This is a genomic window from Niabella ginsenosidivorans, assembly GCF_001654455.1.
Lineage (GTDB): Bacteria > Bacteroidota > Bacteroidia > Chitinophagales > Chitinophagaceae > Niabella > Niabella ginsenosidivorans.
Genome location: NZ_CP015772.1, coordinates 1040343 through 1062001 on the forward strand (window position 1 = coordinate 1040343; position 21659 = coordinate 1062001).

Sequence of the window (21659 nt, forward strand, 5' to 3'; positions counted from 1 at the left end):
TTAATTTGTATAAATGAAGAATGGGCAGCAGGGCTTTAACCGGTGCATGCCTTTATTATTGAGAAATATTTATCCTGCTTTCGGAATAATCTTTTCCCCTTCGCGAATGGTTTGTATGCCTTCGTAAACAATACGGTCATTTTCATGCAGCCCGCCGGTGACCACATAGTAGCTGGCCAGCCGTTGGTTGACCTGGATGCTCTTCATCCGGGCGATATTGTTTTTATCTACTATAAAAACATAATTTTTATCCTGGATCTCAAAAACGGTTTTCTGAGGGAGCAATATTACATTCTGTAAAGGGCGGGTGATCAGTAATTTTCCCGATGCTCCATGACGGAGCATCTTTTCAGGATTGCTGAACCGTGCTTTATAGGCAATATTCCCTGTGTTTTCATCAATCTCACTTTCTGCCGCTTCCAGCGATCCTTTGTAAGGGTAATGTGTGCCGTCCGGCAGTATAAGGCTTACAGATGCCGCAGGCAATGCATGGCTGCCTTTGTGCTGTGTCTGGAAATATTCATTTTCCGAAATATTGAAATAGGCAAATACCGTACTGATGTCGGAGATGGTAGTAAGCAGTGAGCTGGTAGTAATAAGGCTGCCTTCTTTAAAGGGAATGCGGTCCACAACCCCGTCAAAAGGAGCTGTTACTTTGGTATAGGAGATCTGCTGCTGTACCGCATTTTTATCAGCTAATGCCACATCTGCTTTTGCAAGCAGTGCCTTGTATTTCGCGGTAACCAGGTCCAGCTCCGGTTTTGTAATTACATTTTTATTAACCAGTGTCTGTACGCGGTCTACTTCCAGTTGAGCAACCTTAGCATCGGCCATCGCGCTTTTATAAGCTGCCATCGCCTTATTGAGGGCTATCTGCAACTCACTGTCGTTAATCTTGAAGAGCAGTTGCCCTTTGCGTACATATTGCCCTTCTTTGATATAGATCTTATTAAGCAAACCATCAACGCGGGGATGGATTTCTATATTTCGCCCGGCCTGGATATTGGCTACATAAGGAATGGCCAGCAGGGTATCTCTCGGGTGAACGGTCAGTATCGGGTATTCTTTATTTCCATGACCGCCGTTTTCCCGGGAGTTGCCCTGACAGGCAGCCACAATGACTGAAATAACAATTGTGTAAAAAATATAATTTTTTATCATAGTTATAAATTATAGGAGAATTGATGAACACCTGAATAAGGATCAGTTGCGCATAACAGAAGTGATGCACTTACCGCGATGTTTTAAAAAACAGCAGGTAAATGTTTAAGAATATCATACAGGCAGCGGCTAAAAGAGGTAATAGCGAAAGAGATGCCCGTAACCCGGCAGCTGTTTGGGAACCTGGCCGGAGTTAGTTCCTACAGGCAATAGCGCTGCAACATCAAAAACGGGCAGCGAAAGAATGGAATAGAATTTCCTTTGTGAAAACAGGTCAGTTTTGTTAATAAAATGGTTACAGAACCTGTTAATAATAATGTGATCGTTGGCAAAGTCCTGTGCACTATTATTGTTTTTTTGATGTTGATTTTTAGTTACAGCAGTATTGGTACTGTTCCATGCCGGAACAAGCGCTTCCAGTGTATCGGAACTGCTGCCAATAAACAAAATAAATAAAGCAAGTGCCTGAACAAGTTTTCTCATCTTTTATCGGATCCGTCTGTATACCTGACTGGCGTCATCCTGAAATGGTTGCAAAAGTAAAAAAATAAATGTTAAAAAGACTATTCATGAATTGCCGTTTTTTATTTAATATACTCAGGTTTCTCCATTTAAACAGTTCAGCAGGAAAAAAGTTGAATAAAATAAAAAATAATTTTAACGATGTTTATAGCGTCATCCTTACGGGGTCATTCATCTTTTAAAGTAATCTTTCCATTTTCATCCATTGTAAAATTCATTTCATAGTAGGAAGAAACAATGCGCCTGCCCTGTAGCTTGCTGCCTTCTCCTTTTTTACCGGCTTCAAGGGTAAAATCGGCTGTTATTTTATTATTGTTGTTTATATGAAATATCCAGGAATGCAGGTGGAAATCTTTGTATTCCTTTGGGATCAGGGTTTCGGCTTCTTTTGCTTTTGCAGGTATCTGGTCAAAATTCAGGTCTTTCAGGGCCACGCTTCCCTGCCGGTCTTTAAGAATGAACGCATTTTGAATGGGGCTTTCCTTTGCCGGCTTTATTGCTTCCCTGGGGTAAGCATAGAGTATCTGATCCATACTTTTCCCGTTTTCAAGAAAGCTGACAGCCGCCATAAAAAAATCGCTGTTCATATGATCCCTTGCATACAGACCCAGGGAAAAAAGCTTTTTGTCGGCCCCGAAGGCCTTTATAACAGCTCCCTTTACTTTTTTTATGCCGTCCTTATCCTGCAAATCAGGTCCGTTGATAGTATCGCAGGAAGTAATAAACAGGCATAGCAGAAGCATGATACTAACGGCCGCTCTGTTGAATAAAAAGGTTTGATTTTTCATTGAGAGGGCTGGTTGTAGTTTATCAGGAAGTCTGTAAAAACCTGATATTGCCCGGACAGGTAGCGGGGTTTAATCTTCAAGCGCCTTTCCGGCTTTTTCAAGATCCTTTGAAAAGATCTTTACTGATATGCCTGCAAGCGGCGTCATGCCTGCAACATCCATATCGTCAATGGTAGCTGTAATACCGGCTTCTTCCAGCTTTTCTTTTGCGGAGATGGCTTCGGCTATGTTGTTACAGGTTTTTATTACAATGATCTCGTCCTGCATAACTGTTTATTTCTTTAAAAATACAACAAATATCCGATACCTGTCAGCGACAAAAAATGATAATATATATCCCTGTCGTCACCCTGTGTATGCTGCTGAAGGCGGCAATAACCGGTGGATTCTTAATCACAGAGTGTTCCGGCTATCGTTTCCCTGTCCTCCCATCTGTATCATATGTGTAATAGCGGAGTTATGCTAAAATAAAGTAGCTTTACGGCCGTATAACGAATTTTTTGCTTCATCAATAAGCTTATATAATTATGAACCGTAAAACCTTTTTACAACATACCGGCGTTTTAGGCGCCGGGCTGGCATTGAATAATTTTTCTTTTGCGAAAGGCAAAATCGATTTTCCGATTGTACGGGTTCCTGAAGGCCAGCGCCGTTTTAAAAGTGCAGCCATAGAAGGAGCCATAAAAGCCTTTCAGTCAAAAGTGGCCAATAAAGAACTGGGCTGGCTGTTTAATAACTGCTTTCCCAATACGCTGGATACCACCGTTTTTTATACGGAACAAAACGGCGTGCCGGATACTTATGTGATCACGGGTGATATTGATGCCATGTGGCTGCGCGACAGTTCGGCCCAGGTATACCCCTACCTGCAATTTACCGGTCAGGATCAGGCATTGCACCAACTCATTGCCGGTGTTATCCGCAAGCAAACGCATTTTATTTTGAAAGACCCGTATGCCAACGCTTTTTATAATGATGATAGTAAAGTGAGCGAATGGAAGGAAACAGATAACACAGATATGAAACCGGGCATCCATGAGCGCAAATGGGAAATTGATTCGCTCTGTTATCCCATTCGCCTGGCCTACCGTTTCTGGAAGGAAACGGGAGATACATCCCCTTTTGATGCCAAATGGAAAGAAGGTATTGCGCTTACATTAAAAACGTTTAAGGAGCAACAACGCAAAGAAAATGAGGGGCCCTATCATTTTCAGCGGAAAACCTCCTGGGCCACGGATGGCATTCCTATGGGCGGGTATGGTTACCCGGTGAAGCCGGTAGGGTTGATCTGCTCCATGTTTCGCCCCAGCGACGACGCTACTATTTTTGCCTACCTGGTTCCATCGAACCTGTTTGCCGTGGTAAGCCTGAAACAGGCGGCAGAGATGATCAGCAAAATAACAAAAGACGCGGCGTTGGCCGGTGAACTGACCGGACTGGCTGCCGAAGTGGAAACGGCTGTAAAAAAGTATGCCATCACCACGCATCCGGAATTTGGAAAATTATATGCATATGAGGTCAATGCTTATGGTAGTCATGTTCTAATGGATGATGCCAATGTGCCCAGCCTGCTGGGTTTGCCTTACCTGGGCGCGGTAAGCAATACTGACCCGTTGTATAAAGCTACCCGTAAATATATATGGTCTCAGGAAAACCCGTTTTTCTTTAAGGGCTCTGCTGCGGAAGGCATCGGCGGGCCGCATATTGGTAAAGATATGATCTGGCCTATGAGCATCACCATGAAGGCATTAACATCTAATGATGATAAAGAGATCCGATGGTGCATTGACACCCTGCAAAAAACGCATGGCGGCACTGGCTTTATGCATGAATCTTTTCATAAAGATGATCCCCAAAAGTTTACCCGTAAATGGTTTGCCTGGTCCAATACCCTGTTTGGTGAGCTGCTCTGGAAAACTTTTAAAGAGCGTCCGGGGCTGTTAGGGTAAGGAGAAAATAATTGTTGGCAGGCATTGATCGTTGCCGCATACTTCAACTCCGGTGCAGGTCCGGGCTTGACGTTTCAGGGCCGTTTATCAGGTTGTGGTTCGGGCCTACGGCGCTCTATCTTTCCTTACACCGTTATACCTCGAACTGAAGTTCGCAATTGATAATCAGCCGGGTAATGCTTCTGTCTTTATCATCAGAAAACAACCCAGGGCCATCAGCCCGGCTTTATATGTCAACTGCAGAATTTATTCCGCAGTTAAAGCACTCCATAAAGTACTGACTGCCATCGGCACGGTACATATAAAAAACCGGTAACAGCAAAGCGCCCGCTTTTAAAAAAATAACAAAATACTACATCTGTTTAGTGGGATTGTGCAGTCTTTAATAAAAAAAATATACAAACTTTATCCGCCTCAAACGAGGAATGTATGAAAGCGATTGCCGGAAAGTTTGTACCTGTAATGATCACGCCCTTTGATCTGAAAGCGCGCATTGATTACGATGCGGTAACCGAGCTGCTGGCGTTTTACCTGGAAGCAGGTGTGGAAGGCTTCTTTGCCAACTGCCTCAGCAGCGAAATGTTCAGCATTACAGAAGAAGAGCGGCTGGAGCTGACCCGCCACGTGGTTCAGTGCGTAAATGGCAGGGTACCTGTAGTAGCCACCGGTTCCTTTGGTCTGACGGTAGAAGACAAAGCGCTGTTTACAAAGAAGATTTATGATACCGGAGCAGATGCGGTCATTATGATCAGCGGGCACTTTGCAAAAGTGGAGGAAGATGATGCAATACTGCTGCGTAATTTTGAAAAGCTGTTCGCACTTACAGGAACTATTCCTTTAGGCATTTATGAATGCCCCGCCCCTTACAAACGCATATTGAGCGCAGATATTTTTAAACAGCTTGTACAGTCCAGCCGGTTAATATATCATAAGGACACTTCTATTACGCATGAAAATGTGAAAGCCAAGCTGGAAGTGTTAAAAACGGTAAGCAGTTCCCTGGAGTTTTATGATGCGCATACGCCCAATGCCTTGTTCAGCCTGCAGCAGGGCGCTGCAGGCATGTCGTCCATATCCGGTAATTTTTATCCGGAAGTGCTGGTATGGATGGTAAAGAATGCAAATAACCCGGGGCAGCAGGAAACCGTAAAATGGTTGCAGGAGGAGCTGACAGATGTAGATCCAATGATCCACCACGCTTACCCCATGAGCGCTAAATACTTTCTGGGAAAGCGCGGATTGCCGGTGCGTACCATCAGCCGGGCTTACGCGCTGCAATTGACACCGGATCAAAAGAAGGAACTGGATTTGCTTTACAGCCGGTTTTTAGGCTGGTGCCAACGGTTAGGAATTCAGCCTGTGAAATTGTAACTTTTCGCCGTGATGGACCTGTAGGTACCCGATTGTTTTTTATGATTATTTCACCAGCTTCGGAATAACTATTATGCTTTACTTGCGTCGCACTCTTGTACTTTGGGGAACCCTGTTCAGCTTTTTTGCCGGTGCGCAGGAAAATACAGACAATCGTTATGCGGAGCCATTGGTGCAGGTGATCAGAAATATAGAAACACGCTATGGGGTTGCTGTCCGCTACCCGGATTCTTTGGTAAAAGATAAAGTGCTCAACTATGCCCGCTGGCGCTTTCGCCCGGATGTGGAGGAAACGCTCAGCAACGTACTGGCTCCTTTTGATTTGAAAGCAAAAAAAGAAGGGAATAAAAAATATAAGATCAGCAATTATGAATACTACCGCTGGGCAGTGGAAGATGGCTGGGCAGAGCTGGATCGTATTGCGGCACAATATAAAAATGTAACAGAGTGGGAGGCGCGTAAAAAAGAGCTGAAACAATGTTTACTAGCGAAATTACAATTATCAAAATTACCTAGCTGGCCGGATAGTAAACCCATCATCACTCCATTAAGGAAATACAATGGCTACACCGTAGAAAATATTGCTTTGGAAATCTTACCCGGGGTGTGGATCAATGGTTCGCTGTATAAGCCGGCTAAGCACAAAGGCAGGGTTCCGGTGATCCTGAACCCGGATGGCCACTGGCCGCAGCAGCGGTACCGCCCGGATTGCCAGCTTCGTTGTGCTGCTTTTGCAAAGATGGGTGCCATGGCCTTTAGTTATGATCTTTTTGCCTGGGGTGAATCGTTGCTGCAGTTCAAACCGGAAGACCATCGCCGCAGCCTGGCCATGACCATACAGGCGCTGGGTGCTATCCGCATCCTGGATTACCTGTTAGCGTTAAAAGATGCGGATACCGCAAGGGTGGGCATTACCGGCGGTTCCGGGGGTGGCAGCCATACAGTGCTGATGACAGCCATTGACGACCGCATTAAAGTATCTGCCCCGGTGGTTGCAGTTTCTTCTTATTTCTATGGTGGCTGTCCCTGTGAAAGCGGTATGGACATCCATAGCTGCGCCGGCGGAACGGATAATGTGGAGATTGCCGCAATGGCGGCACCGCGCCCGCAATTGTTGGTCAGTGATGGAGGCGACTGGACGGATAAAATGCCGGAGCATGATTTTCCTTACCTGCAAAAAATGTACAGTTGGTACGGAAAAAGGACGCAGGTGCAAAATGTGCATTTGCCGGCTGAAACACATGATTTCGGGATCAGTAAAAGAATCGCTGTGTACCATTTTATGGCGCAATACCTGGGATTGAATATAAAAGCCATCGAAGATAAACAGGGGCATATTGATGAATCGGGGATCACGGTTGAGGAAGAAAAAAAATTATATGTATTCGGAGATCACGGAGAGCAACTGCCGGCACGCGCGGTAAAAGGTTTTGACAATCTGCAAAAGGTTTTTGAGGCGGCTGTAAAGTAACTTATTGTTTATAGCTCATCGTCTCCGAAGCGGAGGGGTAACCCAAAACTTCGGTGAAATAGAAACCCTCAGGGGATCAGCCTTCGTCAGGCTGTTAATGACAAGCTCTTTAAGATGTTAATTATCAATAATGAAGAAGTGTCATCCTGACGAAGGGTGCTTTTTATTGTTACTCATGGTTCGTAGTTCGGCAAGCTGTTAATGACAAGTAGTTTAAATAAATGAAAATCAATGTCGTCCTGAGCCTGACGAAGGACATTGATATCCATCGCTTGAGGCTTCGTCAAGCTCTGCCTGACAGCGCTGCTTGTCATCCGAATATTCGGATCGAATATTCGGATCGAATGTTTGGATTTAAAGAACTTAATTTTCCTATTATTTGTGCCTCACTATGACAGGCTCACCAGGCTTAAATCCTGTTTATTTGAGGCTCAGGGTGACCTGCTTTTTAATACGCCTCAATAGAAAGATAAGTATGAAAAAAATATTCCTATACATCCTTATGATTGCAGTACCATTTGCCGGTAGTGCCCAGAAAACGCAGCGGTATAAGATCGCGCTGATAGACCTGATGCTGTTAAAGCGCCAGAAGCCGGGCGCATTGCCACTGGCAAAAGAACTGAACGCTGATGGTATTGAGATAGATATGGGCGGATTGGGCAACCGGGAAACTTTTGATAACAAACTGGCCATTGATTCCGTGCGTGAAAAATATCTTCAGACAGCTAAGGCGCTGAATCTGGAAATCCCTTCCCTGGCGATGACCGGTTATTATGCGCAATCGTTCTGTAGCAGGGAGCATTATAAAGAGTCGATAGCAGATTGCATTGCCACCATGAAAAAGATGCATGTAAAAACAGCCTTCCTTCCATTAGGTGTGCAATGCGATCTGAAAAAGTATCCGGAGAAGCGGGGCGCAGTGGTGGCCCGTTTAAAAGAAGCCGGTAAAATGGCACAGGAAGCAGGAGTGATCATTGCCATTGAAACAGCGCTTTCTGCAAAGGAAGAAGTAACGCTGCTAAAGGAGATCGGCTCACCTGCGGTAAAGATCTATTTCAACTTTTCCAACCCGTTGAAAGAAGGACGGGATCTGTACAGGGAATTAAAAACACTCGGAGCAAAAAACATTGCCATGATCCATTGTACCAATAAAGACAGTGTATGGTTACAGAACGATCCGCAAATAGACCTGTATAAGGTAAAAAGAACACTGGATCAGATAAAATGGAGCGGCTGGCTGGTGGTAGAGCGTTCCCGCGATGCACAACGCCCGCGGGACGTAAAATACAACTATGGCGCTAATGTAGCCTACCTGAAAAAAGTGTTCCGGGAACAAACGAAATGAGGCAGATAGTTGAAAAACCGGTACCAGGAGCTGGTCCGTTGGTAAAACGCTGTGGCTGGCGCAACCCGCACCAATGCTAAATGGTTCTCTAGGTCGCCCTGTCACCCAAGCCACAGAGTAGTCACTGGCATATAAGCAAAATTGGGGTATAGGCCTTTTTTAATAAATTATTTTTACCATTTATAAAACAATTTATTCAGGAAAGGGCGCTGCCGGATGGCACAGGATAGGGATTTGGATTTTATTTGCTAATCTTGCTGTTTACTACAAATTGATTTCTTTGTGAATACAGCATTATGAGCACAAACTTATTGCAATACAATACTCAATACCCTTCTGTAGCAGATCTGAAACGGAAAGCTAAGAGAAGGATGCCCAAATTTGCTTTTGATTACCTGGAAGGCGGATGTAATGATGAATTAAATGTATGGCGGAACGAGGAAGATTTTAAACAGATCTTCCTGATGCCCCAGTATCTTAAAAAGCATAAAGGCGTAGATATGCGCACCGAACTATTCGGCCATACCTATGATGCCCCGTTTGGTATAGCGCCCGTTGGCTTACAGGGATTGATGTGGCCCAATGCCCCGGAAATACTGGCAAAAGCGGCGCTGCGGCATAACATTCCGTATATTCTGAGCACGGTTTCTACCAGCAGCATCGAACGTATTGCTGAAGTTTCTGAAAGCCGGTTCTGGTTCCAGTTGTATCATCCTACAGAAAATGAATTAAGGGATGATCTCCTGCGCCGGCTGGAAGCAGTGCACTGTCCGGTATTGGTAGTATTAATAGACGTGCCGTCTTTTGGATTGCGCTATCGCGAAATAAAGGCAGGGCTTTCCATGCCGCCCAAAAACACCATCAGCAATTTTGTCCAGGCAGCAATGCATCCGGTATGGGGACTGGAGACTCTACGGGTGGGCATTCCTTCCTTTGCCACGCTAAAGCCCTACATGAAAAAAGGAATGGACATGAAGCAACTGGGAAAATTTATGAATGCTACATTTACAGGCAGGGTAGATGCGGATAAGGTGGCAGCTATAAGGGATAAATGGAAAGGGAAACTGGTGGTAAAAGGTGTGGTAAGTGAGCAGGATGCGGATCTGTGTGTAAAAATTGGTGTGGATGGTATCATTGTTTCCAACCACGGTGGCCGGCAGATCGATGCCGGGGAATCAACCATCCGTCCCTTAAAAGGACTGGCAGAAAAATATAAAGACAAATACAGGGTAATGATCGATAGTGGCCTCCGGTCAGGGCCGGATATTGGCCGGTCGCTGGCATGCGGCGCCGATTTTACATTTATGGGCCGCCCCTTTATGTATGGGGTTGGGGCATTGGGCAAGGCCGGTGGCGATCATACCATCGCCATGTTTAAAGCCCAGTTAAAGCAGGTGATGGAACAGCTTTGCTGCGAGACCATACATGATTTTCCCGGAACGCTGATTCAATAGTGTTTATTCCGGAGATCAGGTATCCATTAGCCATGTGTATATTAACATGCCTTTTTAATATATATCGTGCCTGTGGCATTCAATAATGAGTACATGTTCTGTAACTCCGGTACCAATTCCGGAGTTTTTAACACCAGGCTGATCCCAATAGCTTTTGTCTTATAACATAAGCAGCGTAGCTACTTATCGGGTAATGACAAACTTGGTTTGCGCGGCAAACAGAGAACCGAACCCTCAGCCACGGTTCATGAATTAACACTATGAGATACTTATCTGCCATCTTAACTGGCCTCCTGACCAGTGGTATAGTATGCTTTAGAAGTACATAAACGCCTGTCTGTCCTCCCGGGGGTCGCACCTGCCCACAAAAGTGCGGCGTAATGCTGTATGGTTCCGGAATGGAAAATCTTTCTAAGTTAATGGAAATATTTACCGGCCCAGGGCTTTTATCCGGTATCCGTTCTATCTTTATTTGGTCGCTGTTAAGCACAGAGATGCTTGTCTTTTTTTGATTGCCGGCAATGTTTAACAGGTAATATATCGGACGCCTTGTTGTTATGAGCAGACTATTTTACATCCTTATTTTTCTTTTGCTGGTATCGGGCGCTGCTATTGGTGTAAATGCGCAAACCCTGCAACCGCTAAGGGTCTCAGAAAACAGGCGTTTTTTTCAGACAGCCGGTGGCAAACCCTTTTTCTGGCTGGGCGATACGGGCTGGCTGCTGTTTGTACGGTTGAGCCGGGAAGAAGCCATACAATACCTCGAAACCCGGAAGGAGCAGGGCTTTAATGTGATACAGGTAATGGTATTGCATGATGTAAAAAATACCAGGAATGTTTACGGGGATGAAGCGGTTGAAAGCGGGGATGTCTCAAAACCGGTTACCACTACCGGGGCCGATCCTTCGGATGCACAGGCGTATGATTTTTGGGATCATGTGGATTTTGTGATCCGGGAGGCAGCAAAGCGGGGATTGTACATGGCGCTGGTACCGGTTTGGGGCAGCAATGTAAAAGACGGGAACGTAACACCGGCACAGGCTGCGGTGTTTGCCAGGTTTCTGGCAACGCGTTATAAAGGGCAGCCCAATATCATCTGGCTCAATGGCGGTGATATTAAAGGAAGTGATGGCGCAGCGGTTTGGAATATGATCGGGAGTACGATCAAAAAATACGATCCCGGCCACTTGATAACCTTTCATCCAAGAGGGCGCTATTCCTCATCAGAATGGTTCCACCAGGCCTCCTGGCTGGATTTTAATATGTTCCAGAGCGGTCACAGATCCTATGCGCAGGATACAAGTGTTGATGAAAAAAATCATTTTGGAGAAGATAACTGGAAATACATTAACGCCGATGCGCGGCTCCGGCCGGTAAAGCCAACATTAGACGGGGAACCTTCTTATGAAAATATTCCGTATGGGTTGCACGACAGCCTGCAACCACGATGGAATGCGGCGGATATACGGCGCTATGCCTATTGGAGCGTTTTTGCAGGAGGCGCCGGGTTTACTTATGGTGATAATGCCGTGATGCAGTTTCATACCAGGGGAAAAAAGGCGGGCAGTTTTGGAGTGCGCGAGAACTGGCAGGATGAGTTGTCGGCGCCGGGCGCCACGCAAATGCAGTTCCTTAAAAAGCTGATGCTGGCCCACGATTACTTCAGTCGGGTTCCTGCTCAGGATCTTCTTGCCGGTAACAATGGACAGCGGTATCATCACCTGCTGGCCACAAAGGGGAAGGGATATGCAATGGTGTATACATATACCGGGGAGCCTTTTAAAGTAGCTCTTTCAAAACTGGGTTTTAAGCCCGCAAAAGGAAGCTGGTTCTTCCCGGCGAACGGGAGCACTGTTCCTGTAACATTGGCAAAGACAAGTGGTGTAATACAGTTTGATCCGCCTGCTGCAAAGAGCGCTGCTGAAGGAACAGACCGGGTGCTGGTGCTGGAGGAGTAGGTGATCACTAAGCGTGGCAATGGATAATGATCGCCGGTCACTATTTCGCCGCACTGATATATAAATAAAAAAGTTCTTTAAAATGACAGAAATAATTGTTGTGGATAAGGCACAAATAAAAGTGGAAAATCAAGTTCATTGAAATGAAAAGTCAGTTGCTAAAACGAATGTCATGGTGAGTCTGACGAACCATGAATAGCAATAAAAACAACTCTTCGTCAGGCCCGATCCAACCGGAGTCATTCGGGCGGCCTCAGGGTGACATTTCTTCATTATTGTTAATGACAGATTGTATTATGTATTGAAGAATCAATTATACTTTCGTCATGCCTGCCTGCGGTAGGCAGGCTGAGCGGAGTGTAACGCAGCCGAAGCATCTCTGGATAATCAGTTAGTTTCAATAATCGAGAGATCCTTCCTTTTTCAGCAGAATACAATGGCTAACGAAGACTATAACACTTGTTATTAACAGCCTGACGAACCATGATTCGATTGTAAAGATTACCCTTCGTCAGGGTGACATTTCGCTTATGTTGGCTTGTCATGAACAGCCTGAATCCAATGAACAAAATAAAAAAAATTGAAAAGATTTATAATCATACTTGTTACGATCATCATCAGTTCCTGCTCCGGCAGGGCCTACCTGTTCACTTCCTTTCATGAACCGGCAGATGCCGGGCTGCGGCTGTTATACAGCTATGATGGTTATCACTGGACTGAACTGGATACCACTTTTCTGAAACCGGCTGTGGGACAGCAAAAAGTAATGCGGGACCCTTCCATGGTACAGGGCCCGGAGGGTACCTTTCACCTGGTATGGACCAGCAGCTGGCGGGGCGACAAAGGATTTGGCTATGCTGCCTCCAAAGACCTGGCGCACTGGAGCCCGCAGCAATTCATACCCGTAATGGAACAGGAGCCCGCTACGGTAAACGTATGGGCGCCGGAACTCTTTTATGATGATACAGACAAAAAGTACCTTATCGTCTGGGCAAGCACTATCCCCGGCCGCTTTGAGCGGGGGATGGAAGAAGAAAAAAATAATCACCGCCTGTATATGACCACTACAAAGGATTTTAAAACATTTACGCCTGCGCAATTGTTTCTGGATCCGGGGTTCAGTGTAATTGATGCCACGATCGTGAAAAGAAAAAAAGGAGATTATGTGCTGGTGCTAAAAGACAATACCCGTAACGAACTGGACCTGAAAGTGGTCTTCAGCAATAACCCGGCGGGTCCCTGGCAGCATAGTTCCCCGGCCTTTACGGAAAAATATACGGAAGGCCCTTCTGTTGTAAAGATCAAAGATCAATGGCTGATTTATTATGATGCATATCGCAAAAAAACATACGAAGCCATGATCACAAAAGATTTTATTCATTTTGAAAATGCAGGAAATAAAATTGCAGTACCGGAAGGCCATAAACACGGGACGATTGTTCCGGTGAAGAAGAAAGTGGTGAAACAATTGTTGAAACAGGTAAAAAACAGAAAATAATTTATGGTATATAGTTCATGGTTCATAGCCATTGGAAAATACTATGATTTATGAATGACCAGCCATGAGCCCGATCAAACGATATGATGAAAAAAGCGTTGAATATATTATGTGTGTTACTTTTATATACCGGCATGGCAAATGCCCAGCAGGATACAGTGCGCTATGTAGGGGAAACCTTGTCAAATGTTGATTATCACCACGGGCAGCTGACACCGGCAGTGGGGGTGCACAATATACAGGTGTTCCGGGCCAACCGGGAGCACCCGGAATGGGCCGGGGGATTGAACTGGACCTATAACCACCAGCCCATGCTGGTGTACTGGAATAACCGGTTTTACCTGCATTTTTTAAGTGATCCGGTAGGTGAACATGTGCCACCCGGCAAAACAGTTCTCATTACTTCAGAAGACGGGTACCGGTGGTCGGCGCCGGTAACGCTTTTTCCTGAATATAAATTGCCGGATGGCTTTCAGAAAGAAGGGCGGACAGAAGTGGCGCACAACAGCTTTGCGGTCATGCACCAGCGGATCGGCTTTTATGTATCAAAAGAAAAAAGATTATTTGCGCTGGGTTTCTATGGTATTGCGCTGGGACCAAAGGATGATCCGAATGATGGCAGGGGCGTAGGCCGGGTGATCCGTGAAATAAAGCGGGACGGCAGCTTCGGGCCTGTTTATTTTCTGAGGTACAATCATCGCTTCAGCGAAAAGAACACTCATTACCCGTTTTATAAAAGCGCAAAAGATAAAGGCCTGGTAGCCGCTTGCGAAGAAATCCTGGCAACCCCTTTGCTGATGCAGCAAATGGTGGAAGAAGCAGATCGTAATGATCCGTTGATCCCGCTTAAAAAAGACTATAAGGCATTTAACTATTATCATTTGCCGGATGGGCGCGTGGCAGGGCTTTGGAAATATGCGCTCACCAGTATCAGCAGCAATGAAGGCAAAAGCTGGGAATATACGCCCACCCGGGCACCGGGCTTTGTAAATGCCAATGCAAAAATATGGGGACAAAGAACTTCTGATGGGAAGTACATTACCGTGTACAATCCTTCTGAATTCCGATGGCCTTTGGCCCTGTCGGTGAGCGATGACGGGCTGCACTATAAAAACCTGCTGCTGGTAAACGGTGAAATTACATCGCTCCGGTATGGAGGTGCCTACAAAAGCTATGGACCGCAGTATGTAAGGGGCATACAGGAAATGGATGGCAAAACTCCGGATGGCAATGTATGGGTGGGCTACAGCATGAATAAAGAAGATATCTGGGTGGCAAAGATTCCGGTTCCGGTAAAAAGTGGAGTAACGGGTAATGTGGCGGATGATTTTGAGGCAGTAAAACCTGATGAGGCGCTGAAGAACTGGAACCTCTACAGTCCGCTGTGGGCGCCTGTTGGCATTGAAAGGTCCGGAGGTAAAAATGTATTGTCCCTGGCGGATTATGATCCGTTCGATTTTGCCAAGGCTGAACGGGTGGTTCCGGAAGCTGCTAAAATGAAAATAGCTTTTAGTATAACGCCGCAGCAAACAGCAAACGGGCGGCTGGATATTGAGCTGCAGGATGCAAAAAATACGGCCTGTGTGCGCATCTCTTTTGACTCCACGGGTGCGATCCTTACAAAAGCAGGTTACAGGGATCGTGCGCTTGCAAAGTACGAGGCGGGCAAAACATACAATTTTGTAATAGAGCTGGATGCAGGGAAACGATTCTATACGGTAACAATCAATGATGCTAAACCGGTAAATGGTATTTTCTTTGCTCCGGTGCATAAAGTGCATCATGTTACCTTCAGAACAGGATCGGTACGCCGGTTTCCTGATGCGGACACGCCTACAGACCAGGATTATGATCTGCCGCGTGCAGGGGAAAAAGATCAGAAAGCCATTTATCAGATCGGGTATTTTAAAGCAGTACATCAATAATTCATGTATATAAGATTTTTCAATAGCATTTTCTTTTTGATGATCACAGCGGTCACGCTACAGGCACAGGTACTGCAACCAGGCGCCTTTAAGCATTATGTGGATCATTTTAATACCATGGAGCAGGAAACCATTGTGCAGGCTATTCCCAATTCGGAATCCTGGAACTGGATGCAAAAGAATATTCCCCTGTTTAACTGCCCGGATAAAAATTTTGAAGAGCTTTATTATTACCGCTGGTGGACACTGCGTAAGCATATTAAGAAAACACCGAATGGTTTTGCATTTACGGAATTTTTGATACAGCGGTCTTACGCAGACAAATACAACCTCATCAGCAGCGCCCTGGGGCATCATATTTATGAGAGCCGCTGGCTGCATGACCAGCAATATTTGAATGAAGACCTGCTGACCTGGTACAGGGGCAATGAAGGCAAGCCGCTGAAAAAGCTGCGGTTTTACAGTGGCTGGAACAGTGATGCCATTTATAACCGCTACCTTGTGAACGGCGATACGGCATTTGTCAGGAATTTATTACCGGATCTGCTTGCCGACTACCAGGCATGGGAAGCGGAGAAAAGGTACCCCGGTGGCCTCTTCTGGCAGTATGATGTGCGGGATGCCATGGAGGAAACCATAAGCGGCGGGCGTAAGGAAAAGAATCCCCGCCCCTCTGTGAACGGGTACCTGTATGGGAATGCAAAAGCTATATCCGCTATAGCATCGTTGGCAGGCAATACAGCTTTGCAGCAGTTGTACCAGGCTAAGGCCGATACCTTAAAGATGCTGGTACAACAGGATCTGTGGAATAATAAAGCGCAATTTTTTGAAGTGCGGAAACAGCCTGTAGATACATTGGCCAACGTAATGGAAGAGATCGGGTTTATTCCCTGGTATTTTAATATGCCTGATGAACAGTACAGCAACGCCTGGAGCAGGTTGATGAATCCCGCACATTTTAATGCTCCTGCGGGCATTACCACTGCGGATCGCAGTCATCCGGCATTCCGTACACATGGCTGTTGCAAGTGTGAATGGGATGGAGCTGTATGGCCTTTTGCTACTTCGCAAACATTAACCGCTATGGCCAATTTGCTGAACAACTATAAACAGCACTTTGTTTCCAGGAACGATTATTTTCTGCAGCTTGAAAAATACATGAGGTCACAGCATAAAGATGGCAAACCCTATATCGGCGAATATATGGATGAAAAGACAGGCAAATGGCTTACAGCCGATGAGCGTGGCCGCTATTACAACCACTCCACGTTTAACGATCTTGTGATTACCGGGCTGGTGGGTCTGCGTCCCAGGGCAGATGACCGGATCGAGGTGAACCCTTTGCTGCCTGCAGGTACGTGGGATTGGTTTGCGCTGGATCAGGTACTGTATCATGGAAAAATAATCACGATCATCTGGGACAGGACCGGCAAAAAATATCACAAAGGCAAAGGATTGTCTGTATGGGCAGATGGTAAATTGGTACAGCGGTCAAAAAAACTCCGGGGAATTATCGGAACGTTATAGAAAAAATGAAATATTTAGTAACGATAGCCATTGTTTTTACCTGCTCTTTAAGTGCAAGGGGGCAACTGGTATTGCCAAAGATCATTGGGAATAATATGGTAGTACAGCAGGGACAACCGGTTCCTGTATGGGGCCGGGCAAAGGCAGGAGCTGCAATAGCAGTACGGTTCAGGGGCCAGGTAAAGCAAACAGTAGCTGATGCGCAGGGTGCGTGGAAAGTTTTTCTTGACCCGTTGAAAGCTTCTTCTGATCCTGCGGAATTGAGAATTATTTCCGGAAAAGAAGCAGTAACACTGAGCAATATACTGGTGGGGGAAGTATGGCTATGCTCCGGCCAGTCGAATATGGAATTTGCTATGCGTAAAATAAGCAAGCTGCAGCCGCCACCCGGCGCGCATTGGCCGGTAAATGAATTGGAAACCGCCCATAACACCAACATCCGTATCTTTTTGGCGGAGCGCAAAAAAATGGCGCCGGATTCCACGCATTCCGGTTGGGCCGTGGCGGAGGGTACTGCATTGCGCAGCTTTTCGGCGGCGGGTTATTTCTTTGCAAAAGAGCTGCAGGCAAAGCTGAAAGTGCCGGTAGGCGTGATCTCGGCGGCAATTCCCGGCAGCCGTATTGAGCCCTGGATGCCGCAGGAGGCTTTTACAGCGCTGGATTTTTTCCGCGAACAAAAAGACAGCACTCATAGAATAGATGGCGATCCCGGTAAATTCTACACCCCGATGATCCGGCCGCTGATCCCCTTTGCCCTGAAAGGGTTTTTATGGTACCAGGGAGAATCCAATTGTTTCCTGAATGAGCGATTGCAATACAGCTATAAAATGAAAGCGCTGATCAGTTACTGGCGTGCGCAATGGCATAACGATAAGCTGCCTTTTTACTATGTGCAGATCGCTCCCTATTATTATTCAAAAGCAACCGACCGTTCCTATACGGTTTATAGTGAGCCTGAATTCTGGGAAGCGCAGTCTGCGGTTTTAAGAATTCCCAATACGGCAATGATCAGCACACTAGATCTGAATGACGACCCGGCTGATCTGCACCCGGTGAATAAGTGGGGCCTGGGCAGGCGCCTGGCCGGTGCGGCGCTCAGTAAAACCTATCATGCAAGTGATGCAGCGCCCATGGGGCCGGTGTTTAAAAGCGCAGTACAAAAAAAGAATGCATTGGTAATTGATTTTGATTATAAGGGAAAAGGGTTGGTGAGCCGGAACGGAAAAACGCTGGAAGGATTTGAGGTGGAAAATGAAAAAGGAACATATGTTACTGCAACCGCCATTATTAAAGACAACAAGGTTTGGATACGGGCAACAGATGTGATGGCGCCCCGTGCGGTACGCTATGCCTGGCGGGAAGATGCCCGCCCTTCGTTGTACAATAAAGACGGATTACCGGCATTGCCGTTCCGGACGAATAGTGAATTGATAAAGGCTTTTAAGGCGGAGTAGATCATTCAGTGCTGCTCTGCAAAACTTGTGGTTTCGCAGTAACGATGCCATCGCTTCAGGCGATAAAATAACTTGGGAGTAACCAAAAAGTAATGTCAGCCAGCTTGACGAAGGCTAATCCCTTGATTGTCTATATTTCGTCAGGCTTCCCCGAAGTTTCGGGGTGACAATCAAGGAGCCTTTTGGGTCAGCCTCAACTGAATGCAGCGGCGTAGCCTCGTCTGAATGTGTGAACAGGGAACTTTAGTTCCTTGTTAAAATGACTGTAATAAAGGCCGGGAGCCGTAAGCTCGAACCATAAGTTGACGGCAATAGCTGAAGGCGGAAGAAGCTGAAGGAATACCGGTTTGGAAAAACGGATACAAAGCCGGGCCCTGCACTGCAGTTGCAGTGAGTGACACAAGGAAGACGATAGTAGTACTGTCGATGACAAAATAAAAAAATGCGTAGACTCACTCCTATATTTCTCTCATTGCTGTTTCTGAGCGCCAATGCCCAGCAGACAGAAGTGCAATACCTGTCCGGCAAAGGCAGTAATGATCCGGTGCAATGGGATTTCTTTTGCACGGGGGGAATGAATGCAAATAAATGGACAACCATCGGCGTGCCTTCCTGCTGGGAGCTGCAGGGTTTTGGAAAATACAATTACGGGTTTGCAAAGGACAGTGCCAAAGGCAAAGAGAAGGGGTTGTATAAATACCGCTTTTCCGTTCCTGCAAACTGGAAAAGCAAAATGGTACATATTGTTTTTGAAGGAGTGATGACCGATGCCGAAGTAAAAGTAAATGGTAAGCTGGCCGGGCCGGTGCACCAGGGCGCCTTTTATGCATTCCGGTACGACATAAGTAAACTATTAAAATATGGAACCGGAAACCTGCTGGAAGTAACGGTGGCCAAGCACTCTGCCAACAGATCCGTGAACACAGCAGAGCGTGAAGGGGATTTCTGGATCTTTGGCGGCATCTTTCGCCCCGTATGGCTGGAAGCACTGCCTAAAATGCATATCAGTTCTGTAAAGATTGATGCGCGGGCGAATGGTTTGTTTTCCGCTGTTGTGCAGACAAATGCATCCGGAAGGGAACGAATAAGCATTGCGCTCTATGACAGCAGGAATAACAAGGTTGCAGCGTACAATGCTCCTGATACCGCAGTCCTGAAAAAAGGCACTTTCTTTGTGCAGTGTCAGGTAAGCGATATTCAGCAATGGAGCCCGGAAGACCCGAACCTGTATAAGGCGGTTTTTACTTTATATAAAAAAGACCAGCCGGTACATACAATTACTCAGCAATTCGGGTTCAGAACAGTGGAGCTGAAACAGCGCGATGGCATTTATATCAACGGCGTAAAAGTAAAATTCAAAGGCATTAACCGGCATTCCTTCCGTCCGGAAACGGGGCGTGCCCTAAGCCGGCAGAACAGTGTTGAAGATGTGCTGCTGATCAAAGAAATGAACATGAATGCTGTGCGCATGAGCCATTACCCGCCCGATGAGCATTTCCTGGATGTATGCGATTCATTAGGACTGTTTGTGATGGATGAACTGGCCGGGTGGCATGGCCATTATGATACGCCAACGGGAACAAAATTGCTGAAAGAAATGATCGGGCATGATGCGAACCATCCTTCTGTTGTTTTATGGGCTAACGGAAATGAGGGCGGACATAATGCTGACCTCGACTCCCTGTTTACAGCGTTTGATATCCAGGAGCGGCCCGTGGTGCATCCCTGGCAATTGTTCAATGGTATTGATGCGCAGCATTACCGGCAGTACAATTATGGCATCGGCAATTATGATAACGGTCATGCTATTGTATTGCCTACAGAGTTCCTGCACGGGCAGTATGATGGCGGGCACGGCGCCGGGCTGGAAGATTACTGGGAAAAAATGTGGCAGGACCCGCTGCATGCCGGCGGTTTTTTATGGGATTTTGCGGACCAGGCAGTAGTGCGCAGAGACCTTAACGATTCACTGGACACCAATAAAGGAAATGCCGCAGATGGTATTGTAGGCCCTCATCATGAAAAAGAAGGAAGTTTCTTTGCCGTAAAAGAAATATGGAGCCCGGTGCATTTTGAGCGCAGGGAAATAACACCGGCGTTTGACGGCAGGCTGAATATTGAGAACCGCTATCTGTACACCAACCTGGATCAATGCCGGTTCAGTTGGGAGCTCAAACGGTTTGGCCTCACTGCAATAACTAATAAAAAAGGTACTGCTATAGCCCCTGAAATTCTACCGGGCGCAAAGGGAATACTGGAGTTAAAACTTCCGGAAGACTGGAAAACTTATGATGCATTATATGTAACCGTTAAGGACAAAAATCAAATGGAACTCTTTACCTGGAGTTTCCCGATCAGCCTGCCAGAGAAAAAAGCAGCAGAGATCGTAAAGGAAGACGGTGAGGGTACTGTACAGATCAATACAGTTGATTCATTGTATAAGATCAAAGTAAAGGATGTACAGATCATCATTAATAAAAATACCGGTCTGCTGGTGGCAGCGGAAAATGCAAAGGGCCCCACCGGGCTTACCAACGGGCCGCGCATCCAGGAAGGGGTAACCAACTTCCGTAATTTTTCATACCGCTTTGAAGGGAAGCACCTGGTCATTGCATCTGCATTTGATAAAAAGAAAAGTTTTAATACACTCCGGTGGACCATTTACCCCGGTGGCTGGGTTAAGATGGAAGTCCGTTATTTCCCCCTGGCGCTGCACACGGATATGGTGGGCGTGAATTTTGATTACCCGGAATCGCAATTGCGCTCTGTTATCTATATGGGCAACGGGCCCTATCGTGTCTGGAAAAACCGGATGAAAGGAACTTCATTTGGCATCTGGAATAAGGTTTATAATAAGACAGAGACCGGGGAGCAGTGGGTATATCCTGAGTTTAAAGGCTATTATGCTGATTTTTACGGAGGATATTTCAATGGCAATAACCAGCGTTTTACAGTAGCTACAGAAACAGAAGATCTGTTCCTGCGGTTGTTCTCCGCTGCGCCCAAAACCGATCCCTGGCATAATTACGAACCGCTTTTTCCGGATGGGAACATTTCCTTTATGCAGGCGATCCCATCCATTGGCAATAAAACACAGACCAGCGAAACCACCGGCCCCATGGGGCAAAAAAATATTTTTTACGATTATGAGAAGGATCCCGGCAGGGCACTGAAAATGATATTATGGTTTAATTTTGCAAACGAATAGATATAACCTCATGTTAAAACAGTCTTGC

At 46.2% G+C, this 21659-nt stretch carries 15 protein-coding genes; 11 read left to right on the top strand and 4 right to left on the bottom strand.

Annotated elements, in window-relative coordinates:
• Positions 1-69 precede the first annotated feature (69 nt).
• The 4 genes from A8C56_RS04310 to A8C56_RS04325 all read right to left on the bottom strand — a co-directional run bounded on the left by A8C56_RS04310 (position 70) and on the right by A8C56_RS04325 (position 2738).
• Positions 70-1161: an efflux RND transporter periplasmic adaptor subunit gene (locus A8C56_RS04310; RefSeq protein WP_067752496.1), complete on the bottom strand. Its 1092-nt coding sequence runs from the start codon at positions 1159-1161 to the stop codon at positions 70-72.
• A 129-nt stretch (positions 1162-1290) separates the two neighbouring features.
• Positions 1291-1644, bottom strand: coding sequence for a hypothetical protein (locus A8C56_RS04315; RefSeq protein ID WP_067752498.1), 354 nt, complete (start codon positions 1642-1644; stop codon positions 1291-1293).
• A gap of 206 nt (positions 1645-1850) precedes the next feature.
• Positions 1851-2471 (bottom strand): hypothetical protein, encoded by a 621-nt coding sequence (locus A8C56_RS04320; RefSeq protein WP_067752499.1) that lies wholly within the window; start codon positions 2469-2471, stop codon positions 1851-1853.
• 69 nt (positions 2472-2540) lie between these two features.
• On the bottom strand, positions 2541-2738 hold the full coding sequence (locus A8C56_RS04325) for a putative signal transducing protein (protein ID WP_067752507.1): 198 nt from the start codon (positions 2736-2738) through the stop codon (positions 2541-2543).
• Positions 2739-2998: 260 nt separating this feature from the next.
• On the opposite strand from A8C56_RS04325, the gene A8C56_RS04330 reads away from it, so the two are divergent.
• From A8C56_RS04330 to A8C56_RS04385, 11 genes are all read left to right on the top strand, one after another.
• Positions 2999-4420, top strand: coding sequence for a glycoside hydrolase family 125 protein (locus A8C56_RS04330; RefSeq protein WP_067752514.1), 1422 nt, complete (start codon positions 2999-3001; stop codon positions 4418-4420).
• 429 nt (positions 4421-4849) lie between these two features.
• Positions 4850-5791 carry a dihydrodipicolinate synthase family protein gene (locus A8C56_RS04340; RefSeq protein WP_067752518.1) on the top strand — a complete coding sequence of 314 codons (942 nt, stop codon included), beginning with the start codon at positions 4850-4852 and terminating at the stop codon, positions 5789-5791.
• A 73-nt stretch (positions 5792-5864) separates the two neighbouring features.
• Positions 5865-7262 carry an alpha/beta hydrolase family protein gene (locus A8C56_RS04345; protein WP_067752521.1) on the top strand — a complete coding sequence of 466 codons (1398 nt, stop codon included), beginning with the start codon at positions 5865-5867 and terminating at the stop codon, positions 7260-7262.
• A 475-nt stretch (positions 7263-7737) separates the two neighbouring features.
• Positions 7738-8607, top strand: coding sequence for a sugar phosphate isomerase/epimerase family protein (locus tag A8C56_RS04350; protein ID WP_067752524.1), 870 nt, complete (start codon positions 7738-7740; stop codon positions 8605-8607).
• Between the two features lie 296 nt (positions 8608-8903).
• The gene (locus A8C56_RS04355) at positions 8904-10061 is read left to right on the top strand and encodes an alpha-hydroxy acid oxidase (protein ID WP_179946959.1); all 1158 of its coding nucleotides are present in this window, start codon (positions 8904-8906) and stop codon (positions 10059-10061) included.
• A 557-nt stretch (positions 10062-10618) separates the two neighbouring features.
• Positions 10619-12019, top strand: a complete 1401-nt coding sequence (locus A8C56_RS04360; protein ID WP_067752529.1) for a glycoside hydrolase family 140 protein — start codon at positions 10619-10621, stop codon at positions 12017-12019.
• 580 nt (positions 12020-12599) lie between these two features.
• Positions 12600-13517, top strand: coding sequence for a glycoside hydrolase family 43 protein (locus A8C56_RS04365; RefSeq protein WP_067752532.1), 918 nt, complete (start codon positions 12600-12602; stop codon positions 13515-13517).
• Between the two features lie 113 nt (positions 13518-13630).
• Positions 13631-15442, top strand: coding sequence for an exo-alpha-sialidase (locus A8C56_RS04370; protein ID WP_245645747.1), 1812 nt, complete (start codon positions 13631-13633; stop codon positions 15440-15442).
• A 39-nt stretch (positions 15443-15481) separates the two neighbouring features.
• Positions 15482-16969: an MGH1-like glycoside hydrolase domain-containing protein gene (locus tag A8C56_RS04375; protein ID WP_245645749.1), complete on the top strand. Its 1488-nt coding sequence runs from the start codon at positions 15482-15484 to the stop codon at positions 16967-16969.
• Between the two features lie 5 nt (positions 16970-16974).
• Positions 16975-18423 (top strand): sialate O-acetylesterase, encoded by a 1449-nt coding sequence (locus A8C56_RS04380; RefSeq protein WP_067752538.1) that lies wholly within the window; start codon positions 16975-16977, stop codon positions 18421-18423.
• Positions 18424-18865: 442 nt separating this feature from the next.
• Positions 18866-21631 carry a glycoside hydrolase family 2 protein gene (locus A8C56_RS04385; RefSeq protein WP_067752539.1) on the top strand — a complete coding sequence of 922 codons (2766 nt, stop codon included), beginning with the start codon at positions 18866-18868 and terminating at the stop codon, positions 21629-21631.
• Positions 21632-21659: the final 28 nt, after the last annotated feature.